The following is a 22,220-nucleotide window of genomic DNA, read 5'->3' as shown; positions in this document are numbered from 1 at the left end:
CCCTCGCGGCGACGGACGGGGTGCGGCGCTGATGGCCGCCCCGGTGATGGACACCTCGGCCATCCCGCACCCGCGCTGGCGGGTGCCGCTGGTGGGCGACGTGATCGGCACGTCCCGGCGGACCCCCGTGCAGGACACCATGCGACTGGGCCGCGACCTGGGCCCGATCTTCACCCGCCGCTTCCTGGACCGCGAGATCGTCTTCGTCGGCGGGGCCGGTCTGGCCGCGGAGCTGTCCGACGAGAAGCGGTTCGCCAAGCACGTCGCCCTGGGCGTGGAGGAACTGCGGACCATCGGCGGGGACGGGCTGTTCACCGCGTACAACGAGGAACCCAACTGGAAGGCCGCGCACGAGGTCCTGGTGCCGGCGTTCACCCAGAGCGCCATGCGGGCCTACCACCCGGCGATGGTGGACGTGGTCGGCGAACTGGTCGGCAAGTGGGACCGGGGCGGCGTGGTGGACGTGTCGGCGGACATGACGAACCTGACCCTGGAGACCATCGGCCGGGTCGGGTTCGGCTTCCCGTTCGACTCCTTCCGGCGCGAGCGGGCGCACCCGTTCGTCCGGGCCATGATCGGGTCGCTGCGACACGCCCAGCGCAAGGGCTTCCAGCTCCCGCTGGCCGCCAAGCTGTTCGGGCGGGCCGCCGAGGAGCGGTACCGGGCGAACGTGGCGTACCTGGCCGAGGTGGTGGACGAGGTGATCCGGGCCCGCGTCGACTCCGGTTCCGCCGACCGCCCCGACCTGCTGGACCTCATGCTGGCGTCGGGCGAGCTGGACGAGGTGAACGTCCGCAACCAGGTGATCACGTTCCTCATCGCGGGCCACGAGACGACGTCCGGTGCACTGTCGTTCGCGCTGCACTACCTGTCCCGCAACCCGGCGGTGGCGGAGAAGGCGCGGGCGGAGGTCGACGCGGTGTGGGGCGACGCGGAGGTGCCCGCGTTCGAGCAGGTGACCAAGCTGCGGTACGTGCGCCGCGTCCTGGACGAGGCCCTGCGCCTGTGGCCGACCGCGCCGGGGTACGCGAGGGAGGCCAAGGCGGACACCGTGCTGGGCGAGCGGTACCCGATGAAGGCCGGGCAGTGGGCCCTCGTGCTGCTGCCGCTGGTGCACCGGGACCCGAGCGTGTGGCCGGAGCCGGAGCGGTTCGACCCGGACCGTTTCGAGCCTGCGCAGGTGAAGGCCCGGCCGGGGCACGTGTACAAGCCGTTCGGGACCGGGGAGCGGGCGTGCATCGGACGGCAGTTCGCGCTGCACGAGGCGACTTTGGCACTGGGGACGGTGCTGCGGCGGTACGAGCTGGTGCCGGACCCGGACTACCGGCTGCGGGTGGTCGAGATGCTGACCCTCAAACCGGACGGCTTCACGCTGACCGTCCGGCGGCGGTGAGCCGGTTCGCGGGTGGGGTCTGCGGGGGTGAGGGTGCGCGGGGGCGAGGGCGCGCGGGGGTGAGAGCGCGCGGGGGGTGAGCGTTTGCGGCGAGGCGTTCCCGGGCCGGGCGGTCGTGGATCGGGCGGCGGGCGGGGAACGCCTCGCGGGCGGCGGGCGCTCGCGGTGAGCTGGTGCTGGCCGTGGGTGCGGTCGGCGGGTGCGGTCGCCGGGTGCGGTCGGCGGGCGTTGGCGGGCGGCGGTCCGGGTGGCGGGTGCGGGCGGTGGCGGGTGCGGGCCGTGGCCCGTTGGTTTTGGGGCATGGCGCTCAACGAGAGGGAAAATTTTAGTTCACTGAAGTAAAACCTTTCGCGCGGTGAAGGGCTGCCGCCAGGTCGGTCGGGTGGTGGGCGTGGGCGGCGTAGTGGCCGTCTGGGCGGATCAGGGTGTCGTTCTCGACCGTGAAGTCCGGGCCGTAGCGGCTGCTGTCGGGAGCCAGGTCGCCGGTGCAACCCGCGGTCGTCAGCGGGGAGTTGCGGTACGGGAAGGGCTGGAACAGCTTGCCCGAGTCGATGTGGGCGCTGTTGCCGCGTTCCAGGGCGGCCAGGCGGTGGCGGCGTTCCTCCTCCGTGCTCGGCACCAGGAAGCGCATGGTGGCGCCGGTGACGCGCAGGTTCTCGTCCGCTGCCGCAGCCCGTTCGAGCTCGTACGACGGCAGCAGCAGAGGGCCGGCCTCGCCTGCGCGGTCCACGGCCACCTTCCACGCGGCGTTGTCGGCGTCGCAGATGCCGGAGTTGAGGCCGCGGGCGCCGAACGGGCTCATCACGTGGGCGGCGTCGCCGGCCAGCAGGACTCGGCCGACGCGGAAACGGTCGGCGCGGCGCTGGTGGAAGCGGTAGGTCGACCGCCACAGCACCTCGTACGGCCGGTCGCCGGTGATGCGTCGGATGTGCTCGTCGGTGAGGTGGAAGCCTTCCGGCACCTGCCAGTCGATCCGGTACACGCCGTCGGGTTGCGGGTGCAGCAGCACCTGGCGGCCCGGGTTCCACGGCGGGTCGAAGTGGAACAGGCGCTCGGGTTCGGCGTGCCCGAGGTCGACGCGGATGTCCGCGATGACGAACAGGTCCTCGAAGGAGTGGCCCTCGAAGGTGACGCCCAGGAGGTCGCGGATAGTCGACTTCACGCCGTCTGCGGCGATGCAGTGGGTGCCCTCGAAACGTCCGTCCACTGTGGACACCGTGACACCGTCGGAGTCTTGGTCCAGGGCGGTGACCCGTTGGCCGTAGTGGAGATCGATGAGCGGAGAAAGCCGTACCCGCGCTTCGAGGATGCGCTCGACCTCGGTCTGCGGGGTGTTCACGAACGGCGGGAAGCCGGGTCGGCGGGGTAGTTCGAGGGTCAGCACCTCGCGTTCGCGGAAGAACGTCCGGCCCCGGTACCAGGTGACGCCCGCGTCGGCGACGGCCTTGCCCGCACCGACCCGTTCAAGGATGTGCAGGACGTCGTGCTGCACGCAGATCGACCGGCTGCCGACCGCGGTGCGGTGGTCGGCGGCCTCCAGGACCGTCGTCGGCACGCCCGCGCGGGCCAGCAGGAGAGCCGCCGTCATGCCGACCGGTCCCGCGCCGACGACCAGGACGGGCTTCCCCGCGGCACCGACGACCGGCTTCACCGCAGGGCCGCCCACACCTCTTGGTCGCGTTCGGCGGTCCAGATCCGCGGCCAGTCGACGCCGTCGCACTCGTCCCAGTACCGCTGGACGTCGAACGGCAGGCAGTGCTCGAAGATCGGCCACCGGCCGTAGCGCGGTTCGAGGGCTTCGTGCGCGGCCCGGAACGCCTCCTTCACGGTGCCGCCGGAGCGGTGGACGGTGCCGACCGTGCGGCGCAGCTCGTCCAGGAAGTGCCGGGACTGGGCGATCGCCGCGTCCACCTGACCCCGGTCCCGCGCCACCGCGCCCCGCCCGCCGACCAACTGCTCGGCACCGAGGGCGGCGATGGCGTCGAGGGTCGTGGTCGCCCACTCGTCGTGGAACGCGTCACCGGTGTAGAGCGCGGCCCGGCTCTCCACCAGGTCGCCGGCGAACAGGATGCGCTGCTGCGGCAGCCACGCCACGATGTCGCCCGCCGTGTGCCCGCGCCCGGAGTAGCGCAGTTCGAGGTCGCCGCGGTCGCCGCCGAGGGGGATGGTGAGGCGGTCGGAGAAGGTCAGGGTCGGCCAGGTCAGGCCGGGGATGGACGCGGGGTCTTCGAACAGGCGGGGCATGCGGGCGTACTCGCTGTCCCAGTCCTGCTTGCCGCGTTCGGCGATCAGGGCGCGGGTGTTCTCGTGGGCGACGATCTCGCGGGCGTCGAACGCGCTCGCGCCCAGCGTCCGGACGGCGTGGTAGTGGCTGAGGACCAGGTAGCGGACGGGCTTGTCGGTGTGCTCGCGGAGCCGGTCCAGCCAGCGGCGGGCGGCCACGGGCGTGGCCCTGGCTTCGACGCAGACCAGGAAGTCCTCGCCCTCGATCGCGCCGACGTTCGGGTCGCCTTCGGCGGTGAGGGCGTAGACGCCGTCGGCGAGCTGGACGAGCTCCTCGTCCTTGGGCGCGAGATCGGCACTGGACGCAAACGGCTTCGCTGCCACACCACCCACCATAGGGCGACCAGCCGGGGACGCGCGGCGATCACCTTTGACGTGCCGCGCACGACAAGCCGCTCGGCGCGGGTGCGCTACGGTCGCGAGGTGCCGCGCCGGACCGCCGAAGAACTGGTCGAACGACACCGCGAGCTGCCCGGGGTCGACCACGGCGACCTGGTGCGGGAAGCCGACGAGTCCTTCGGCTCCGATCGGATCGGCGACGACGACCCGTGGGAGCGGGTCTGACCGTCAGGCCTTCGTGCGAACCTCCACGATCGGGAGCCGCAGCGCCCCGGGAGCATCAGCGGGCACGGCGGGCTTGACCGGGGTGACCGCCGGGACGCGGCGGTAGGACTCGCCCTGGGCCGGGCGCTGGTCGGGCTCGCCCTTGTTCGGCCACAGGGAGAACGCCCGTTCCGCCTGGGCCGTGATGGTCAGGGACGGGTTCACGCCCAGGTTCGCCGAGATCGCCGACCCGTCGACCACCGACAGGCCCGGGTACCCGTACACCCGGTGGTACGGGTCGATCACGCCCGACTCCGCGTCCGAGCCGATCGGGCAGCCGCCGATGAAGTGCGCGGTCAGGGGGATGTTGAACAGCTCGCCCCACGTGCCGCCGGCCACGCCGTCGATGGTTTCCGCCGCCAGGACGTTCGCGCGGTGGCCGGCGGGGATGAAGGCCGGGTTCGGTTCGCCGTGGCCCTGCTTGGAGGTGAGCTTCCGGCGGATCAGACCCTTCTTCGTGTACGTGGTGATCGAGTTGTCCAGGCTCTGCATCACCAGCAGGATCACGGTCCGCTCGCTCCACCGGTGCACCGACAGCAGCCGCGCCAACCGGACCGGGTGCCGCACCGCCTGGAGGAAGAACTGCAGCAGCCTCGGCGTGGACTTGGCGCCGTCCGTGGCCAGGGTCTGGAGCAGGCCCATCGCGTTGCTGCCCTTGCCGTACCGGACCGGCTCGATGTGGGTCTGCTCGTCGGGGTGGATGGACGACGTGATGGCCACGCCCTGGCTGAAGTTGCGGTCCTCGTCCACGGTGAAGCGGCCCGCGCCGATGATCGCCTCGGAGTTGGTGCGGGTCAGTTCGCCCAACCTGGACGACAGGCCGGGCAGCGCGCCCTCGTCGCGCATCCGGTGCAGCAGCTGCTGGGTGCCCCACGTGCCCGCGGCCAGCACGACCTGGCCCGCGGTGATCGTGCGGCGACCCCGGCGCAGCTTGCCGCCGGTGCGGCGGGTGTCGACCGACCACGTGCCGTCCGGGGCCTGGCGCAGGCCGGTCACGGTGGTCAGCGGCAGGACCTCGGCGCCGTTGCGCTCGGCCAGGTACAGGTAGTTCTTGACCAGGGTGTTCTTCGCGCCGACCCGGCAGCCGGTCATGCACTCGCCGCACTCGGTGCAGCCCGTGCGGGCCGGTCCGGCACCGCCGAAGTACGGGTCGTCGGCGGGCTTGCCCGGCTCGCCGAAGAACACGCCGACCGGGGTCGGGTGGTAGGAGTCGGCCACGCCCATGCGTTCGGCGACGGTCTTCATGACCTCGTCGGACGGCGTGGTGGTCGGGTTCTCCACGACGCCGAGCATCCGGCTGGCCTGGTCGTAGAACGGGGCCAGCTCGGACTCCCAGTCCGTGATGTGCGCCCACTGCCGGTCGTTGTAGAACGGCTTGAGCGGCCGGTACAGGGTGTTCGCGTACACCAGCGACCCGCCGCCGACGCCCGACCCGGCCAGGATCATCACGTTGCGCAGCGCGTGGATGCGCTGGATGCCGTAGCAGCCGAGCGCGGGCGCCCACAGGTACCGCTTGAGGTCCCAGGACGTCTTGGCGAACTCGTCGTCGGCGAACCGCCGCCCCGCCTCCAGCACGGCGACGCGGTAGCCCTTCTCGGTCAGCCGCAGGGCGGCGACGCTGCCGCCGAAGCCCGAGCCGATGACGACGACGTCGTAGTCCGTGCGGATGTTACCGGCGAGTTCACCCATGAAGGGCAGATTAGGCGTTACCCGAAGTAACAGCTAGTCCCAATCGGTTCAGTACCCCGAACGCACGAAACCCCCCGCACGAAGACGGGGGGTTCCGCACGAAACCGATCAGCCGCGGACGGTCAGGCCGACCTTCTGGAACTCCTTGATGTCCGAGTAGCCGGTCTTGGCCATCGCGCGCTTGAGCGAGCCGAACAGGTTCGTCACGCCGCGCGGGTCCACCGAGGGGCCGAACAGCAGGCTGCGCAGGTCCACCACCTGGTCCACGCCGGTGGACACGTGGCTGCGCGGCACCGACGGGTGCGCCGACGCGGCCGTCCAGTACAGGCCCTGGCCCGGCGCCTCGGCCGCCGCCGCGAGCGGCTCGCCCAGCATCACCGCGTCCGCGCCGCACGCGATCGACTTGGCCACGTCGCCGCTGGTCAGGACGCCGCCATCGGCGATGACGTGCACGTACCGGCCGCCGGTCTCGTCCAGGTAGTCCCGGCGGGCCGCCGCCGCGTCCGCGATGGCGGTGGCCATCGGCACGCCGATGCCCAGCACCGAGTCCGTCGTGGTGACGCCCGGGGTGTAGCCGTAGCCGACGATCACGCCCGCCGCGCCGGTGCGCATCAGGTGCATGGCCGTGCGGTAGTCGCCGACGCCGCCCGCGATGACCGGGATGTCCAGGTCCGCGATGAACGACTTCAGGTTCAGCGGCTCGCCGTCGCGCGAGACGTGCTCGGCGGAGATGATCGTGCCCTGCACGACCAGGATCTCCACGCCCGCCGCGAGCAGGTCCGGGGTCAGCTCGGCGGCCCGCTGCGGGCTCACCCGCACGGCCACCGTCACGCCCGACTCGCGCACCTGCTTGATCGCCTCGGCGATCAGGTCGATGCGCACCGGGGCCTGGTGCAGCTCCTGGAGCACCTTGACCGGCGCGGCCGGGTCGTCGGTGTCCTCCACCGCCTGCACCAGCCGGAACAGGGCCTCGTCCACGTCGCCGTGCCGCGCCCACAGGCCCTCGGCGTTGAGCACGCCCAGGCCGCCCAGCTCGCCCACCGCCACCGCCGTGCCCGGCGAGACGATCGCGTCCGTCGGGTGGGTGATCAGCGGGATCTCGAACCGGTAGGCGTCGATCTGCCACGCCGTCGAGACGTCCTTGGACGAACGGGTCCTGCGGGACGGGATGATCTCGATGTCGTCCAGCTCGTAGGCCCGCCTCGCGGTCCGGCCCATGCCGATCTCGACCAGATCGCGCACCTTGTGTCGTCCTCTCCTGGAGCCTGCTGCAAACCCGTGGACTCTAGCTCAGCGGGTGGTGTAGTTCGGGGCTTCGACCGTCATCGTGATGTCGTGCGGGTGGCTTTCCTTGAGGCCGGCGGCCGTGATCCGCACCAGCTGCTTGTCCTGGAGTTCGGCGATCGTCCGGGACCCGGTGTAGCCCATCGCGGCCCGCAGACCACCCGCGAGCTGGTGCACGACCTGCGACAACGGGCCGCGGAACGGCGTGCGGCCCTCGATGCCCTCGGGGACCAGCTTGTCCTCGGAGAGCACGTCGTCCTGGAAGTAGCGGTCCTTGGAGTAGGACTTCTGGTCGCCGCGGCCCTGCATGGCGGCCAGCGAGCCCATGCCCCGGTAGGTCTTGAACTGCTTGCCGTTGACCAGGATCAGGTCACCGGGCGACTCGGCGGTGCCCGCCAGCAGGCTGCCCAGCATGACCGCGCTGGCGCCCGCGGCGATGGCCTTCGCGATGTCGCCGGAGTACTGGATGCCGCCGTCGCCGATCACCGGCACGCCCGCCGGGCGGCACGCCAGCGACGCCTCGTAGATCGCCGAGATCTGCGGCACACCCACGCCCGCGACCACGCGGGTCGTGCAGATGGAGCCGGGGCCGACGCCGACCTTCACGCCGTCCGCGCCCGCGTCCACCAGCGCCTGCGCGCCGGCGCGGGTGGCGACGTTGCCGCCGACCACGTCCACCTCGTCGCCCAGCTCCTTCTTCACCCGGGCGACCATCTCCAGCACGTTGCGCTGGTGGCCGTGCGCGGTGTCGACCATGATCACGTCGATGCCCGCCTCGGCCAGCGTCATGGCGCGGGTGAAGCTGTCCTCGCCGACGCCGATCGCCGCCGCGCACAGCAGGCGGCCGTCCGGGTCCTTCGAGGCGTTCGGGTACTGCTCGGTCTTGACGAAGTCCTTGACCGTGATCAGGCCGCGCAGCTTGCCGTCGCCGTCCACGATCGGCAGCTTCTCCACCTTGTGGCGGCGCAGCAGGCCCAGCGCGGCCTCGGCGGACACGCCCACCTGGGCGGTGACCAGCGGGCCCTTGGTCATCACCTCGCTGACCTTGCGCGAGTGGTCCACCTCGAAGCGCATGTCGCGGTTGGTGATGATGCCCACCAGCTTGCCCTGCGCGTCGGTCACCGGGACGCCGGAGATCCGGTAGCGGGCGCACAGCTCGTCGACGTGGCGGATGGTGTCGTCCGGCGAGCACGTCACCGGGTCGCTCACCATGCCCGCCTCGGACCGCTTCACGGTCTCCGCCTGGCGGGCCTGCTCCTCCACGGACAGGTTGCGGTGCAGCACGCCGATGCCGCCCTGGCGGGCCATCGAGATCGCCATGCGGCTCTCGGTGACGGTGTCCATCGCGGCCGACGCGAGCGGCACGCGGAGGGTGATGTTGCGGGAGATGCGGGTGCTGGTGTCCACGCCGCTGGGGACGACCTCGGATTCGGCCGGCAGCAGCAGTACGTCGTCGAAGGTCAGTCCCAGCATCGCGAACTTGCTCGGGACTCCGTCAGCGTTCAACTCGCTGGTCATGGCGGCCGGTGTGCCTTCCGTAGAGCGGTGATCCCGCCGCGGTGCGAAGGGGGTTTTCCGCAGGCGGCGATGGGTTCAGCCCATGGTATCTGGACGTGGTCGGGGGTCTCCCCGGTACCGTGCGGGGTCGTGCCGCACGACGCGTTGCCACCAGACCCGTTCGCGGGCGACCCCGAGGACCCGGCGCTGTCCCTCGGATCGCCCGACGAGGACCACGACCACCCGCCGATGGACGACGTCGAGCGGGCCGAGCTGATCGGCGACCTGAGCGACCTCGCCGTCTACCAGGCGCTGCTGGAACACCGCGGTGTCCGGGGGATCGTGGTGGACTGCGGCGAGTGCCAGGAGCCGCACTACCACGACTGGGCGCTGCTGCGGTCGTCCCTGGAACAGCTCCTCGCGGACGGCCGGATGCGCCCCCACGAACCCGCCTACGACCCGGACCCGAGCGCGTACGTGTCCTGGGAGTACTGCCGCGGGTACGCCGACGGGGTCACCGCCACCGAGGGAGCGCGCTGAGCCGTGTGACGGAAGACTCGCCCCGGATGTGACGAAGCCCGCCTCCTGTCGAGGGAGGCGGGCTTCGTTTTGCGTCTCAATTGCCGGGCGTGGTCGCGTTGGGCGTGTCCGAACCCGGCTCGTTCTTCGTCTCACCCGAGGGCGGCTCGCCGCTAGGGGGCGGCGGGGTGCCGTTGGTGCTCGGTGACGTCGTCGTCGTGGTCGGGGCCGTGGTCGTCGTCGGCTCCGGGGTCGTCGTGGTCGTCGTCGTGGACGACGGCGCGCTCGGCTCGGTCGGCAGCGCGGACGTGGTCGTCGGCGAGTGGCTCGCCGGCGGGTTCGTCGGGGCCGGGGTCGTGCTGGTCAGCTCGCGCACCAGCGACTCGTGCTTCTGCGCCAGGTCGGCCTTGCCGTCGTCGGCGGAGATCGACGGGAGGACCGTGCTCGCCTTGTCCAGCAGCTCGCGGGCCTCGGTGTAGCGGCCCTCGCGCAGCGCGGCGCGGGCGGTCTCCAGGTCGGAGCGGACCGTCACGGCCGCTTCCACGGACCGGGCGTGGTCGGAGTACAGCACCCGGGTCAGACCCCACAGCGCGTCGCCCGGCTGGGCGTCGCGGGCCACCAGGCTGACCCCGGTGAACGCGATCGCCAGCACGGCGGCGGCGCTCGCGAGCGGGATCAGGAACCGGTGCCGCCGCTGTTGGGGCTGGGCGGCGGCGATCGTCGCCACCGCGGTGTCGGTGTCGACCAGCTCGCCCACCGGGCGGCTGTCGACCTCACGCCGCCACGCGAGCAGCAGCGCGTTCAACTCGTCCTCGACGAGCCCTTCAGCCGCGGGTCCGCGCCCGCCAAGCGCGTCCAGCAAAGCGTCATCCGCTCGGATACCCGCGAGGTCGTCACCGGGCTCCACCAAGGGGTCATCCGAGGTGAGCGGGGTTCTCTCATCTCGTCCGCGCACGGTTTCTCCATCGCCCTTCTCGTGCTGGTCGGCCACTCAGACCACCTCCTCCGCTGCCAACGACTTGCGGAGGCGGGCCAAGGCGCGGTGCTGCGCCACTCGTACCGCACCCGGCGTGGAGCCGACGGCGTCGGCGGTCTCCTCGGCCGACAGGCCGACGACCACGCGAAGCAGCAGGATCTCCCGCTGCTTCTCCGGAAGGATCTTCAGGAGCTGGGCCATCCGGCCGGACAGCTCGCCCTGCATGGCGCGCTGCTCGGGACCGGCTTCCGTCTCGGGGGCGTCGGGCACCTCCGGCACCGGTTCGGACCGGTTCCGGGCAGCTGAGCGATGCGCGTCGGCCACCTTGTGCGCTGCGATCCCGTAGACGAACGCCAAGAACGGCCGACCCTGGTCGCGATAGCTGGGCAGGGCCGTCAGCACCGCGAGACACACCTCCTGGGCCACGTCGTCCGCCGAAGCGAAAGACCTCTCCTGCCTTCCGACTCGGGCGCGGCAGTACCGCACCACCAAGGGACGAATGGATGCCAGCAGCCGCTCGATCGCGTGGCGGTCGCCATCGACGGCCGCGCCCACTTCGGCGTCCAGTCCGTCCCCCAAGTTGGTCATCGCAGACAACAGCCCTGGTGTTACGTGTAGGCGTACCGACAACGAACAGCACGGAGCGACGGTCATCGCCCGTACCGGTGAGACTCACCGTACCGGTCGTGGGACCGGATGCACGCAAAAGGGGTCTTTGGACCCCCCATGACCTGCCGACACGCCCTAACAACGAGCCGGCCCGGCGACGGTGACGTCACCGGGCCGAGTCGGTCGAATCGGCTGGCGTGGAGTCCGGGTGGGCCTGGGTGTCCTACGACACCAGGCCGCGGCGGAAGCCGTGCGCGACGGCCTGGGCGCGGTCGCGGACGCCGAGCTTGCGGAACAGCCGGCGCGCGTGCGTCTTGACCGTGTCCTCGGACAGGTACAGCTCGCGACCGATCTGGCCGTTGGACTTGCCCTGGCTCATGCCGCGCAGCACCTGGAGCTCCCGCTCGGTGAGCTGGACCCCCGGGTCGGAGGGCTGGCGCGGCGCGGGCACGGACGTGCTCGCGAGCGTGTGGGCGAGCGCGGCCACCAGCTCGGGGCGCGAGGCGTCCCAGCGGAGGTAGCCGCGGGCACCGCCGGCGATGGCGGCGGCGATGCTGCCCGCGTCGTCGGGCGCCCCGAAGACGATGACGTTTGCCTGCGGGTTGGCCGAGACGAGTCGCCGGGTCGCTTCGACCCCGGTCGGAACGGCGCGCTGGGTTCCCACCAGCACCACGTCCACCGGCTGCCGGGAGAACCGCGCCAACAACTCGTCACCGTGCGCTACGCAGTCGATGCGGCTAACCCCGGGGACAGCCGACATCACGCGGGTGAGACCCTCCCGCACACTGCGCCGGTCGTCGCAAATAAGGACCGTGGTCACGGGGACTCCTTCCTGCAGCCGAGTGACGTTCCACTTCCCCTATCGGACGCTAGGGGCGGAACCTTGACACGATCCGGTGCTTAATCCGTCAAGAAGTTCGTCTCAGCGTCTGCGTTCGGGGGTTCCCCGGAACGGAGCAGCGATCCCGGGATCCACGGCGAGGAGGCGGCGATTCGTCGGCTGATCGGATCAGCTCTGCGTAACACGCAGCTCAGAGCGTTGGCGGCGGTTTCCCGGAGCCTGGCGCTCTCCGCACTATTGCGGCCCGGCGGCGTCGTCAGGAGCACGAGCGCCGTCGGCCAGATCAACGAGAGAAGCCCGTGGGGGTTGGTGTGATTTAGGTCACACTGTAGCAGGTGGGCGCCCCGTTCGACGCTTTCGGGTGTCCCCCACACCACTAACGCGGTCCCCAGGACGAGCTGGGACTTGAGGATGTGTCGCGTTGCGCCGGCCGCTTCGGCGTGGTGGAGGGCGGTCTCGGCGGGGGCGACCGCTCGCTGCGCGTGACCGTCGGCGAGCTCGATCTCGGCGGCCACCCAGCCGTGGCGGACCCGCGTGCGCCAGGTCTGCGGGGTGACGCGGGCGTGGAGGCGGCGGGCTTCGGCGGTGCGCCCCGCGCCGAGGGCGTCGGCGGCGAGACCCAGCAGCGCGTCGGCACGGGCACCGGCCACGTCCACACCGTCGTCGTCCTGGTCGGTCGGCTCGGCCTGGTCGGTCGGCTCGGCGGCTCGGGCGGTGGAGAGGGCGAGGGCGTCGAGGGGGCGGGCGGCGGCGTGGCCACCCAGTTGGCGGCGGTGCGAGGCGAGCGTGGAGGCCGCGAGGGAGACGATCAAGTGATCACCGGACCGGAGGAGCGGACCGAGGGCGGTCGCCGCCGCCGCGTAGTGGCCCTGGCCACCGAGCACGACCGCCGCCAGCCACCGTTGCCGCGGCGTCCCGGTCAGCGCCCACCAGACGTCCGCGCCCGGCCGGTCGCCGAACGCCGCCGCCCTGAGCTCGTCTTCCATGAGAACACCGTATGCGCCCGGCCCGGTCAGCAGACCGCGCGCTCGATGGCGTCCGCTGCCTCGGCCAAGCCGTTGATCCGCTCCGCCGGCGAGGGCACCACACCGCGCTCCCACCCCGGCCCGCCGACGAACACCCGCACCTGCTGCCGGGTCCGGGGCAGGGCCGTCACCGCACCCGGATCGGCGTAACGGGGCAGTTGCGCCCACAGGACCACCGCGGCGGGGGCCGTCCGGCGCACGGCCGAGGCGAGCGCGTCCAGCGGGAGGGCGGCGCCGAGCTGGCGGATGCCGATCCCCCGCTCCGCCAGCACCGCGGCCAGCGGGTAGAGCGGGAGGTTGTGGCGTTCCTCGGGCATGCAGGCCAGCAGCACCGGCCGGTGGTTGCGGGGTTCGGCGACGATCGGGGTCGCGCGGACCATCGCCGCCAGCACGCACTCGTCCAGCAGGTGCGACACCTCGACGCCCGCGCCGGAGTGCTCCCAGCGCGCGGCGATCGCGGCGAGCACCGGGCGGACGACGTCGTCCCAGGTGGCGATGACGCCGTCCTGCGCGATCGAGTCGGCGAGCAGCACCTGGACGGCGGCGGAGTCCATCGCCAGCGCCGCCCGCCCGACCCCGCGCGCGAGCCGGCTCGCACCCGGCAGCTTCAGCCCCCGGCCGCCCGCGGGCGGTGAACCGGTGTCGAACTCGCCCCCGGTCAGCACGGGTGCGACGGTCTTGCGGACCAGCCGGGGGTGCGGGACGGGCGTGGCGAGGGCGTACTTGGCCGCCTCGGCGCTCGACGCCCCCCGCAGCAGGGCCCGCTGCATGAGCTCGAGCCGGGCCACGTCGTGCGGTGCGTACTTGCGGTGTCGCCCGGTGGTGTGATCACTGGGTCCGAGGCCGTACCGGCGGTCCCACGTGCGCAACGTGGCGGGCGCGACGCCCAACCGCCGCGCCACCGCGGCCACCGACAGGGTCACCGAATGCGCAGGATCGTCTTCTGCCGCAACGGTTTCCCGGGCGCCGTCGGACGGCGCCGCGGTGGGCTCGGGGGGCGTCATCACGCTGACATCGTCCGTTCACCTGACGTCACGGGCAACTCCGGGGGTGACGCCGGCTGATCACCCATCGAATGAATTGCGGAATAAACGGCCCTGACCCCCTTGAACAAGTTTTGGCGCGGTTCTACGGTGGATCATCGTTAAGCCGAATGGAGCAGTTCTCGTCAGTGGGCCAAGGAGGCGGTCTCGATGGCGGACACCCGAAGGCTTCCCGGTCCCAACGCCGACCTGTGGGACTGGCAGATGCGCGGCTCGTGCCGCGGGATGGACAGCGCGTTCTTCTTCCACCCGGACGGTGAACGCGGTCCGGCGCGGGCACGGCGGGAGGCACGGGCCAAAGCCGTGTGCCTGACGTGCCCGGTGCTGGAGATGTGCCGGCGGCACGCGCTGGCGGTGCAGGAGCCGTACGGCATCTGGGGAGGTCTCTCGGAATCCGAACGGGACAGCATCATCAAGGCCCGCAAGCGCCAGCCCGCGATGGCCTGACGCGACCCGGGAAGACCACCTCCGGTCGGAGGGGCGGCGCTCCGCACGCCGCCCCTCCGCCACGTCCGGGGCCGGACCGGGCTCGTGCCGGGTGGGTGCGAGTGCGGTGGAAGGGCCCGGCGGCGGGTCGGGTCGTGTTGCCGGGTGCTCGGACATGCGGAAGGGGCGGCACCCACGGCGGGTGCCGCCCCTTCGAGCAGCGTGGAGCTTGCCGACCTCGAGCTCAGCGGTAGCCGAGCGCGACCTCAGTGGCCGTGGCCGTGACCGTGGCCGTGACCGGCCGCCGCGGCGGGCTCCTCTTCCTTCTTCTCCACGACGGCGCTCTCCGTGGTGAGCACCATGCGCGCGATGGACGCCGCGTTCGCCACGGCCGACCGCGTGACCTTCACCGGGTCGATGATCCCGGCCTCCAGCAGGTCGCCGTAGGTCAGCGTGGCCGCGTTGAGGCCGAAGCCCCAGTCCTGCTCGCGGACCTTGTTGACCACCACGGCGCCCTCCAGGCCCGCGTTGGCCGCGATCCAGAACAGGGCCGAGCCCAGCGCCTCGCGCACGACCGCGACGCCGGTCGCCTCGTCGCCGGACAGGCCGAGGCCGTTGTCCAGCACCTTGGACGCGTGCACCAGCGCCGAACCGCCGCCGGGCACGATGCCCTCCTCGACCGCCGCCTTGGTCGCCGCCACCGCGTCCTCGATGCGGTGCTTGCGCTCCTTCAGCTCGGTCTCGGTGGCCGCGCCGACCTTGATCACCGCGATGCCGCCGGACAGCTTCGCCAGCCGCTCCTGCAGCTTCTCGCGGTCCCAGTCGGAGTCGGTGGCCTCGATCTCGCGGCGCAGCTGCTCCGCGCGGGCGGCCACGTCGGCCTTGGTGCCGGCGCCGTCGACGATGGTCGTGTTGTCCTTCGACACCACGACGCGCCGCGCGGAACCCAGCACGTCCAGACCGGCCTCGGACAGCTTCAGGCCGACCTCGGAGGAGATGACCGTGGCGCCCGTGACGACGGCGAGGTCGTCCAGGAACGCCTTGCGGCGGTCGCCGAAGTACGGGGCCTTGACCGCGACCACGCGCAGCGTCTTGCGCAGGGCGTTGACCACCAGGGTGGACAGCGCCTCGCCCTCGACGTCCTCGGCCACGATGACCAGCGGCTTGCCGGCCTCCGCCACCTTCTCCAGCAGCGGGAGCAGGTCGGCCAGGGCGCTGATCTTCTCGCGGTGCAGCAGGATGCGGGCGTCCTCGAACACCGTCTCCTGCGCCTCGAGGTCGGTCGCGAAGTGCGCCGAGATGTAGCCCTTGTCGAACTGGACACCCTCGGTGATCGCCAGCTCGGTGGCCATCGTCGAGGACTCCTCGACGGTGATCACGCCGTCCTCGCCGACCTTCTCGATGGCCTCGCCGAGCAGGTTGCCGATCGACGCGTCACGCGAGGACACGGTGCCGACCTGCGCGATGTTGTCGCGGCCCTTGACCGGGGTGGCCTTGGCCTTGAGGGCGTCCACGACGGCGTCGGCGGCGGCCTGGATGCCGCGGCCCAGCGACGTCGGGTTGGCACCCGCGGCGACGTTGCGCAGACCGACCCGCACCATGGCCTGGGCCAGGACGGTCGCGGTCGTCGTGCCGTCGCCGGCGACGTCGTTGGTCTTCGTGGCGACGCTCTTCGCCAGCTGCGCGCCCAGGTTCTCGAAGGCGTCTTCCAGCTCCACCTCGCGGGCGATGGTCACACCGTCGTTGGTGACCGTCGGCCCGCCGAACTTCTTGTCCAGCACGACGTGCCGGCCACGCGGACCCAGGGTCACCTTGACCGTGTCCGCGAGCTTGTTCACGCCGCGCTCGAGCGCCCGACGAGCGTCCTCGTCGAAGCTGATCTGCTTGGGCATTACCTAGCCTCTCTCAGATGCGCGGAACGCCCCGGGGCACCCCCGGTGAACCAGGGCCCGCCGGGGCGTTCTGTCACGTGTGGCGGCCAGAACGTCAGTTGATGACGGCCAGCACGTCGCGGGCGGAGAGGATGAGGTACTCCTCGCCGTTGTACTTGACCTCGGTGCCGCCGTACTTGGAGTAGATGACGACGTCGCCGACAGCCACGTCCACGGGGATGCGGTTGCCCTTGTCGTCGATCCGGCCGGGACCGACCGCGAGGACCTTGCCCTCCTGGGGCTTCTCCTTCGCGGTGTCCGGGATCACGAGGCCGGAAGCGGTCGTGGTCTCGGCCTCCCTGGCCTGGACGACGATCTTGTCCTCGAGCGGCTTGATGTTCACGCTCACCGGGCTGACCTCCACGGTCGTCGAAAGCGTTGGCAGGTTGCGTTTACGGCTCCTGCCACCCCGCCGTCGCGGGGGTCGGGGCGGTTGCTGGTGCCGTGCATCTAGCACTCTACCCACGCGAGTGCCAACGCTTCAACGACCCCCGCCGCCGACCCCCGGACCGGGCGACCACGGCGACGAAGGCGGCGGCGCGAGCGCTGGCGCGGGCGGCGGGCGCGGGCGGCGGCGGGCACGAGCGTTGGCGCGGGCGGCGGTGCGGGCGGCGGCGGGCGCGAGCCCTCGCGCGGGCAGTGGGGGGCGGTGGTGCGGGGAGTGCGGCGGGTGGTGGGTGGCGCTCATCGGGTGGTCGTCTGGGCGTGTGGCGCAGTTCACCTGGTCGCCAACCCCGTGGGCGACGGTCAGCCCTCATGAGCAAGCTGACCCGACGGACCCTGTTGATCGGCGGCGTCGCCCTGGCCACGGCCGGGGCCGGTTTCCCCAAGCTCGACAACCCCTTCACCCTCGGCGTGGCCAGCGGCGACCCGCGCCCGGACGGTGTCGTCCTCTGGACCCGCCTCGCCCCCAATCCCCTGAACGAGGACGGGCTCGGCGGCATGCCGAACCGGGTCGTCCCCGTCCACTGGGAGATCGCCGAGGACGAGGGGTTCCGGCGGATCGTGCGCCGGGGCACCGAGGTCGCCCGGCCGGACAGCGCGCACAGCGTCCACGTCGAACCGTTCGGGCTGCGGCCCGGGGCCGAGTACTTCTACCGGTTCCGCGCCGACGACCACATCTCCCCGGTCGGCCGCACCCGCACCGCGCCGGCGCCGTGGGCGCTCCAGGACCTGACGATGTGCTTCGCCTCCTGCTCCCACTACGGCGAGGGCTACTTCACCGCCTACCGCCGCCTCGCCGAGGACGACCCGGACCTGGTCCTGCACCTGGGCGACTACCAGTACGAGTACGCCGCCAAGGCCGCCGACGTCCGCGCGGTGGTCGGCCCGGAGACCCGCACCCTGGCCGACTACCGGCTCCGCCACGCCCAGTACAAGACCGACGCGGACCTCCAGTTCGCCCACTCCGTCGCACCCTGGCTGGTCGTCTGGGACGACCACGAGACCGAGAACAACTGGGCCGACGAGGTGCCCGAGCAGCCGGACCCGGACTTCCTCGCCCGGCGCGCGGCGGCGTTCCAGGCCTACTACGAGAACATGCCGCTGCGCCGGTCCGCGCGCCCCAACGGCATCGACATGCAGCTCTACCGCCGCGTCCAGTGGGGTGCGCTGGCCAACTTCCACATGCTCGACACCCGCCAGTACCGCGACGACCAGGCGTGCGGCGACGGCTGGAAGACGTGCACCGAGGCCGGCAACCCGACCCGCACCATCACCGGCGCAGACCAGGAAGCCTGGCTGCTGGACGGGTTCCGCCGCTCCCGCGCCCGCTGGGACGTCCTGGGCCAGCAGGTGTTCTTCGCCGAGCGCGACCGCAAGGACGGCCCGGAGAAGGAGCTGTCCATGGACTCCTGGGACGGCTACCTGGCCTCCCGCGACCGGATCACCCGCGGCTGGGTCGACGCGGGCGTCCGCAACACCGTCGTGCTGACCGGTGACGTGCACGCCGCCTACGCCGCCGACATCAAGGCCGACTGGAACGACCCGGCGTCGTCGCGGACGGTCGGGACGGAGCTGGTCTGCACGTCGGTCACCTCCGGCGGCGACGGCAACGACACCGTGGACCAGACCCAGCTCCGGCTCAACCCGCACATCAAGCTGCACAGCCGGCGGCGCGGTTACGTCCGCACCCGGTTCACCGCGCAGGAGATGCGCGCGGATTTCCGGGCGCTGCCCTTCGTGCGGCAGCCCGGGGCGCCGGCGACGACCCTCAAGTCGTTCGTGGTCGAAGATCGGAACCCCGGGCTGAACGCCGTCTAACTCCTCCCGTTGATCACTTCGTAGAGGGCGGTCCAGCTGTCCCTGCCGCGCCCGGCCTCGACGGCCCGCCGGTAGAGCGACTGGACCGCCTTCGGCAGTGCGGTGTCCAGCCCGGTGGACTCGCTCGCCCCGACGACGTGGTCGGCGGTGGCGCCCATCATGATCACGTTGGCCAGGTCGCCGGGGTGTTGTCCGGAGTCGACGTGCTCGACCGTCTCGTCCAGGTACGTCGAGATCGAGTCCAGGTTGTCCCGCAGGTACGGGGCGAAGGCGGCGGCCGGGACGCCCGCGGTCTTCACCAGGGCCATGCTGTGCAGCATCCCGGCCAGCGCGGTCAGGAAGCAGTCCAGCTGGGCCTGGTAGAACAGCTGCGCCAGGGTGTGGTCCTCGCCCAGGTAGTCGGGCCGGCCGATGGCGGCCAAGAGGTCCTTGTGGGCCTCGAAGACGTCCTTGGGGCCGCTGTAGAACACGTACGCCCCATCAGCGCCGACCAGCGGCGCGGGCACCATCACGCCGCCCACCAGCAGTTCGGCACCCCGTTCGGCGAGCCACGCGGCGGCCTTCAGGGTCCGGTCCGGGGTGTCCGAGCTGAGGTTGACGACGGTCTTCCCGGCCAGGTCGACACCGTCGAGGACGTCGTGCATGGCCGCGTAGTCGGTCAGGCTGAGCAGGACCACCTTGGCGGCCTCGACCGCCTGCGCGGGGGTGTCGGCCCGGGTGGCGCCCTGCTCGACGAGGGCGTCGGCGCGGCTCGCGGTGCGGTTCCAGACCGTCACCGGGTGGCCCTGCGCGAGGAACGTGCGGACCATGGCCCGGCCCATCGGACCGAGGCCGATCAGGGTCAGCGGCGTGCTCATGTGTCTCCCTTGTTCGGTGGTGGCACCAGGCTCTCCGGCGGCGCTGCGGGTCGGCTGCGGGTCCGCTGCTGGTTGACTTCGAGGCGTGCGATTCGGCGTGCTGGGGCCACTGGCGGTGTGGACGGAGGACGGGACCCCGGTGCGGGTGCCGGAGGTGAAGGTGCGGGCGCTGCTCGCGCGGCTGCTGGTCGCCGAGGGCCGGCCGGTGCCGGTGGACGCGCTGGCCCGGGCGCTGTGGGGTGCGCGGCCCTCGGCCGGCAACACGTTGCAGACCAAGGTGTCCGCGCTGCGCAAGGCGATCGGGCGGGACGCGGTCGTGTGGCAGCCGCCGGGGTACGCGGTGCGGTACTCGTGGCTGGACCTCGCGGAGTTCCGGGCGTTGGCGGCGGCGGGGTCGTTCGACGCGGCGCTGGCGCTGTGGCGGGGCGAGCCGCTGGCGGAGTTCGACGGGTTCGCGGCCGCGTTCGCGCGGCGGGTCGAACAGGAGCGGCTGACCGTCGTGGAGGACCGGGCGGAGGCGCGGCTGGCCGCGGGGCAGCCGGTGGCGCTGGACGACGAGGTGGCGCGGCACCCGCTGCGGGAGCGGTTGCGGGCGCTGCACATGCGGTCGCTGTACCTGGCCGGTCAGCAGGTCGAGGCGCTGGAGAGCTTCGCGGCGCACCGGCGGGCGCTGGCGCGGGAGCAGGGGCTGGAGCCGGGGCCGGAACTGGTGGCGTTGCAGGGGACCTTGCTGCGGCACGAGGTCCCGCGCCCGCGCACCAACCTGCCCGCACCGGTGACGTCGCTGGTGGGGCGGGACGCGGCGGTGGCGGCGGTGGGCGCGCTGCTGGGGTCGTCGCGGCTGGTGACGCTGACCGGGCCGGGCGGGGTGGGCAAGACCAGCCTGGCGGTGGAGGTGGCGCGGTCGCCGGGTGACGCCGACGGGGTGTGGCTGGTGGAGCTGGCCGGCCTGGACCGCGCCGGCGAGGAGGTGGCCGGGGCGGTGGCCGCCGTGGTGGGGGTGCGGGACGTGGTCGGGGCCGGGATGGCCGCCGGGCTGGTCGATCGGCTCGCCGAGGCGTTCCGGGGGCGGGACGTCCTGCTGGTGTTGGACAACTGCGAGCGGTTGGTCGAGGGGGTCGCCTCCTTCGTGTCGCGGTTGCTGCGGCTCGCGCCCGGGGTGCGGGTGCTGGCGACCAGCCAGGAGCCGCTGGGGGTGGCCGGGGAGGCGGTGTGGGTGGTGCCGCCGTTGGAGCCCCCGGACGCGGTGCGGTTGTTCACGCTGCGGGCGGCGGCGGCCGGGTTCGTGGTGACCCCGGAGGTGGCGGGGGTCGTCGAGCGGGTCTGCCGGAAGCTCGACGGGTTGCCGCTGGCGCTGGAGCTGGCGGCGACGCGGGTCCGGGCGCTGGGCGTGAGCGGGTTGCTGGAGCGGCTGGACGACCGGTTCCGGCTGCTGTCCGGCGGACCCCGGGACGCGCCGGCCCGTCAGCGGACCCTGCGGGCGATGCTCGACTGGAGCTGGGACCTGCTCGGACCCGCCGAACGGGCCGTGCTGCGGCGGCTGGCGGTCATGGTCGACGGGTGCGACCTGGCGGCGGCCGAGGCGGTCTGCGGCGGGGACGGGGTGGACGTCCTGGAGGCGGTGACCCGGCTGGTCGACCGGTCCCTGGTGGTGGTGTCCGGTGGCGACCGGCCGCGCTACCGGCTGCTGGAGTCCGTGGCCGACTACGGGCGGGAGCGGCTGGTCGAGGCGGGCGAGGCGGACGCGGTGCGCGCCCGGCACGCGGAGCACTACCGGGCGCTGGCGCGGCGGGCCGACCCCGAGTTGCGCGGTGCCGACCAGCTCGAGTGGTTGGCGCGGCTGGACGCCGACGCCGCCAACCTGCGGGCCGCCGTGGCGGGCGACGCCGACGCGGCGCGGGCGTTGGCCTGGTACTGGTTCCTGCGCGGCCGGATCGGCGAGGCCCGCGACGCGCTGGACGGGCCGTGGCGGCTGGCGTTCTCGGTGCTCGCCGGCGGACCGGTGCGGGACCCGGGTGTCGTGGCGGACCCGCGGGCGCGGTGGTTCCTCGGGTACGTGTTCGCCACGGTCGGCGACCTGGACACCGGGGAGCGGCTGACGGAGTCGGCGCTGGCGGAGTTCGTCGCGAACGGCGACGAGTGGGGCGTGGCGGCGGCGCTGTCGGAGCGGTTCAGCCGGGCGATGGCGCGCGGGGACTTCACCACCGCCCGGGACGCCGCCAAACGGGCCGACCGGACCTTCACCGCGCTGGGTGACCGGTGGGGCCTGCTCCAGGCGTCGTTCGCGCTCGGCACCCTGGCCCAGCTGCGCGGCGACTACGACACCGCGGCCCGCGTGCACCGGCGGGGACACGAGCTCGCGCGGGAGCTGTGCTCGTGGCCGGAGATGTCCTACACGCTGTCGTGGCTGGGGCGGGTGGCGTTGCTGACCGGGGACTTCGCGGAGTCCCGGGCCCGGCACGAGCAGGCCCGGCGGATCGCCGCCGACCACGGCTTCTCCCCCGGCGAGATGTACGCGGAGACCGGGCTGGCGCTGGTCGCGCGGCGGACCGGGGACCTCGACGAGGCCGACCGGCTGCTGGCCCGGCTGCGGGACTGGCACCGGCAGGCCGGCTTCGAGTCCGGGGCGACGCTGGTGCTGGCCGAGCAGGGGTTCGTGGCCGAACAGCGGGGGGACGTCGAGGAAGCGCTCCGGCTCCAGGAGGCCGGGCTGGCGCTGGCGCGGCGGGTCGGCGACCCGCGGGCGGTGGCGCTGGCGCTGGAAGGGCTGGCCGGGGCGAAGGCGCTGGGCGGCGGGCACGAGGAGGCGGCGCGGCTGCTCGGGTCGGCGGCGGCGCACCGGCTGTCGGTGGGTGTGCCGCTGCCGGCCGGCGAGCGCTTCGACGTGGACCGGATCACCGCCGCCGCCCGGGAGGTCCTGGGCGGCGAGCGGTTCGACCGGGCGTTCGCGGACGGTCTGGCCGAGGGGCCCTGATCGGGCTC

19 protein-coding genes are annotated in these 22,220 nt (G+C 72.6%); 6 read left to right on the top strand and 13 right to left on the bottom strand.

From position 1 onward, the window contains the following. Positions 1-31 precede the first annotated feature (31 nt). A complete protein-coding gene (locus tag DFJ66_RS27130) occupies positions 32-1,393 on the top strand; it encodes a cytochrome P450 (RefSeq protein ID WP_121225049.1) in 1,362 nt (453 codons plus the stop codon). 325 nt (positions 1,394-1,718) lie between these two features. Here the strand turns inward: DFJ66_RS27130 and DFJ66_RS27125 are convergent, their stop codons facing one another. Beyond that, on the bottom strand, positions 1,719-3,044 hold the full coding sequence (locus tag DFJ66_RS27125) for an FAD-dependent monooxygenase (RefSeq protein ID WP_246029921.1): 1,326 nt from the start codon (positions 3,042-3,044) through the stop codon (positions 1,719-1,721). After that, on the bottom strand, positions 3,041-4,000 hold the full coding sequence (locus tag DFJ66_RS27120) for an MBL fold metallo-hydrolase (RefSeq protein WP_121231798.1): 960 nt from the start codon (positions 3,998-4,000) through the stop codon (positions 3,041-3,043). Before DFJ66_RS27120 ends, DFJ66_RS27125 begins: the two co-directional genes overlap by 4 nt. A 99-nt stretch (positions 4,001-4,099) precedes the next feature. On the opposite strand from DFJ66_RS27120, the gene DFJ66_RS27115 reads away from it, so the two are divergent. Then, positions 4,100-4,240 (top strand): hypothetical protein, encoded by a 141-nt coding sequence (locus tag DFJ66_RS27115; protein ID WP_211351337.1) that lies wholly within the window; start codon positions 4,100-4,102, stop codon positions 4,238-4,240. A gap of 3 nt (positions 4,241-4,243) precedes the next feature. Here the strand turns inward: DFJ66_RS27115 and DFJ66_RS27110 are convergent, their stop codons facing one another. The 3 genes from DFJ66_RS27110 to guaB all read right to left on the bottom strand — a co-directional run bounded on the left by DFJ66_RS27110 (position 4,244) and on the right by guaB (position 8,770). After that, the gene (locus DFJ66_RS27110; RefSeq protein WP_121225047.1) at positions 4,244-5,968 is read right to left on the bottom strand and encodes a GMC family oxidoreductase N-terminal domain-containing protein; all 1,725 of its coding nucleotides are present in this window, start codon (positions 5,966-5,968) and stop codon (positions 4,244-4,246) included. A 108-nt stretch (positions 5,969-6,076) separates the two neighbouring features. Next, positions 6,077-7,210 carry a GuaB3 family IMP dehydrogenase-related protein gene (locus DFJ66_RS27105; RefSeq protein ID WP_121225045.1) on the bottom strand — a complete coding sequence of 378 codons (1,134 nt, stop codon included), beginning with the start codon at positions 7,208-7,210 and terminating at the stop codon, positions 6,077-6,079. 48 nt (positions 7,211-7,258) lie between these two features. Continuing rightward, the gene (guaB, locus tag DFJ66_RS27100; RefSeq protein ID WP_121225043.1) at positions 7,259-8,770 is read right to left on the bottom strand and encodes an IMP dehydrogenase; all 1,512 of its coding nucleotides are present in this window, start codon (positions 8,768-8,770) and stop codon (positions 7,259-7,261) included. Between the two features lie 69 nt (positions 8,771-8,839). Here guaB and DFJ66_RS27095 point away from each other — a divergent pair, with 69 nt between their 5' ends. After that, the gene (locus DFJ66_RS27095) at positions 8,840-9,289 is read left to right on the top strand and encodes a DUF5319 domain-containing protein (RefSeq protein WP_121225041.1); all 450 of its coding nucleotides are present in this window, start codon (positions 8,840-8,842) and stop codon (positions 9,287-9,289) included. Between the two features lie 76 nt (positions 9,290-9,365). Here the strand turns inward: DFJ66_RS27095 and DFJ66_RS27090 are convergent, their stop codons facing one another. The 5 genes from DFJ66_RS27090 to DFJ66_RS27070 all read right to left on the bottom strand — a co-directional run bounded on the left by DFJ66_RS27090 (position 9,366) and on the right by DFJ66_RS27070 (position 13,723). Continuing rightward, on the bottom strand, positions 9,366-10,223 hold the full coding sequence (locus tag DFJ66_RS27090; RefSeq protein ID WP_246029920.1) for an anti-sigma-D factor RsdA: 858 nt from the start codon (positions 10,221-10,223) through the stop codon (positions 9,366-9,368). 36 nt (positions 10,224-10,259) lie between these two features. Next, positions 10,260-10,832 carry a sigma-70 family RNA polymerase sigma factor gene (locus DFJ66_RS27085; RefSeq protein WP_121225037.1) on the bottom strand — a complete coding sequence of 191 codons (573 nt, stop codon included), beginning with the start codon at positions 10,830-10,832 and terminating at the stop codon, positions 10,260-10,262. 244 nt (positions 10,833-11,076) lie between these two features. Further along, on the bottom strand, positions 11,077-11,673 hold the full coding sequence (locus DFJ66_RS27080) for a response regulator transcription factor (protein WP_015805222.1): 597 nt from the start codon (positions 11,671-11,673) through the stop codon (positions 11,077-11,079). 80 nt (positions 11,674-11,753) lie between these two features. Next, positions 11,754-12,680, bottom strand: coding sequence for a hypothetical protein (locus DFJ66_RS27075; RefSeq protein ID WP_121225035.1), 927 nt, complete (start codon positions 12,678-12,680; stop codon positions 11,754-11,756). Between the two features lie 26 nt (positions 12,681-12,706). After that, positions 12,707-13,723, bottom strand: a complete 1,017-nt coding sequence (locus DFJ66_RS27070) for a MerR family transcriptional regulator (RefSeq protein ID WP_121225033.1) — start codon at positions 13,721-13,723, stop codon at positions 12,707-12,709. Positions 13,724-13,912: 189 nt separating this feature from the next. Between DFJ66_RS27070 and DFJ66_RS27065 the strand changes: the two genes are divergently transcribed. Next, complete coding sequence (locus DFJ66_RS27065) at positions 13,913-14,209, top strand: WhiB family transcriptional regulator (RefSeq protein WP_121225031.1); 297 nt, start codon at positions 13,913-13,915, stop codon at positions 14,207-14,209. 245 nt (positions 14,210-14,454) lie between these two features. Here DFJ66_RS27065 and groL read toward each other — a convergent pair whose 3' ends face one another. Next, the gene (gene groL, locus DFJ66_RS27060) at positions 14,455-16,080 is read right to left on the bottom strand and encodes a chaperonin GroEL (RefSeq protein ID WP_121225030.1); all 1,626 of its coding nucleotides are present in this window, start codon (positions 16,078-16,080) and stop codon (positions 14,455-14,457) included. Between the two features lie 94 nt (positions 16,081-16,174). After that, positions 16,175-16,468, bottom strand: coding sequence for a co-chaperone GroES (groES, locus tag DFJ66_RS27055; RefSeq protein ID WP_121231796.1), 294 nt, complete (start codon positions 16,466-16,468; stop codon positions 16,175-16,177). Positions 16,469-16,875: 407 nt separating this feature from the next. Here groES and DFJ66_RS27050 point away from each other — a divergent pair, with 407 nt between their 5' ends. Next, complete coding sequence (locus tag DFJ66_RS27050) at positions 16,876-18,381, top strand: alkaline phosphatase D family protein (RefSeq protein ID WP_121225028.1); 1,506 nt, start codon at positions 16,876-16,878, stop codon at positions 18,379-18,381. Here DFJ66_RS27050 and DFJ66_RS27045 read toward each other — a convergent pair. Next, positions 18,378-19,238, bottom strand: a complete 861-nt coding sequence (locus DFJ66_RS27045) for an NAD(P)-dependent oxidoreductase (protein WP_121225025.1) — start codon at positions 19,236-19,238, stop codon at positions 18,378-18,380. The genes DFJ66_RS27050 and DFJ66_RS27045 overlap by 4 nt on opposite strands. A gap of 85 nt (positions 19,239-19,323) precedes the next feature. On the opposite strand from DFJ66_RS27045, the gene DFJ66_RS27040 reads away from it, so the two are divergent. Next, positions 19,324-22,212: an ATP-binding protein gene (locus DFJ66_RS27040; protein ID WP_121225023.1), complete on the top strand. Its 2,889-nt coding sequence runs from the start codon at positions 19,324-19,326 to the stop codon at positions 22,210-22,212. Positions 22,213-22,220 lie beyond the last annotated feature (8 nt).

This window comes from Saccharothrix variisporea, assembly GCF_003634995.1.
Lineage (GTDB): Bacteria > Actinomycetota > Actinomycetes > Mycobacteriales > Pseudonocardiaceae > Actinosynnema > Actinosynnema variisporeum.
This window is presented reverse-complemented; position numbering and strand designations above follow the sequence as displayed.

What these genes read in the sequence shown, in the direction of transcription:
- DFJ66_RS27130 (WP_121225049.1), top strand. Translation starts at nt 32, where the DNA reads ATGGCCGCCCCGGTGATGGACACCTCGGCCATCCCGCACCCGCGCTGG.
- DFJ66_RS27110 (WP_121225047.1), bottom strand. Translation starts at nt 5,968, where the DNA reads ATGGGTGAACTCGCCGGTAACATCCGCACGGACTACGACGTCGTCGTC.
- guaB (WP_121225043.1), bottom strand. Translation starts at nt 8,770, where the DNA reads ATGACCAGCGAGTTGAACGCTGACGGAGTCCCGAGCAAGTTCGCGATG.
- DFJ66_RS27095 (WP_121225041.1), top strand. Translation starts at nt 8,840, where the DNA reads ATGGGTTCAGCCCATGGTATCTGGACGTGGTCGGGGGTCTCCCCGGTA.
- DFJ66_RS27085 (WP_121225037.1), bottom strand. Translation starts at nt 10,832, where the DNA reads ATGACCAACTTGGGGGACGGACTGGACGCCGAAGTGGGCGCGGCCGTC.
- DFJ66_RS27075 (WP_121225035.1), bottom strand. Translation starts at nt 12,680, where the DNA reads ATGGAAGACGAGCTCAGGGCGGCGGCGTTCGGCGACCGGCCGGGCGCG.
- DFJ66_RS27070 (WP_121225033.1), bottom strand. Translation starts at nt 13,723, where the DNA reads ATGACGCCCCCCGAGCCCACCGCGGCGCCGTCCGACGGCGCCCGGGAA.
- DFJ66_RS27065 (WP_121225031.1), top strand. Translation starts at nt 13,913, where the DNA reads ATGGCGGACACCCGAAGGCTTCCCGGTCCCAACGCCGACCTGTGGGAC.
- groL (WP_121225030.1), bottom strand. Translation starts at nt 16,080, where the DNA reads ATGCCCAAGCAGATCAGCTTCGACGAGGACGCTCGTCGGGCGCTCGAG.
- DFJ66_RS27050 (WP_121225028.1), top strand. Translation starts at nt 16,876, where the DNA reads ATGAGCAAGCTGACCCGACGGACCCTGTTGATCGGCGGCGTCGCCCTG.
- DFJ66_RS27045 (WP_121225025.1), bottom strand. Translation starts at nt 19,238, where the DNA reads ATGAGCACGCCGCTGACCCTGATCGGCCTCGGTCCGATGGGCCGGGCC.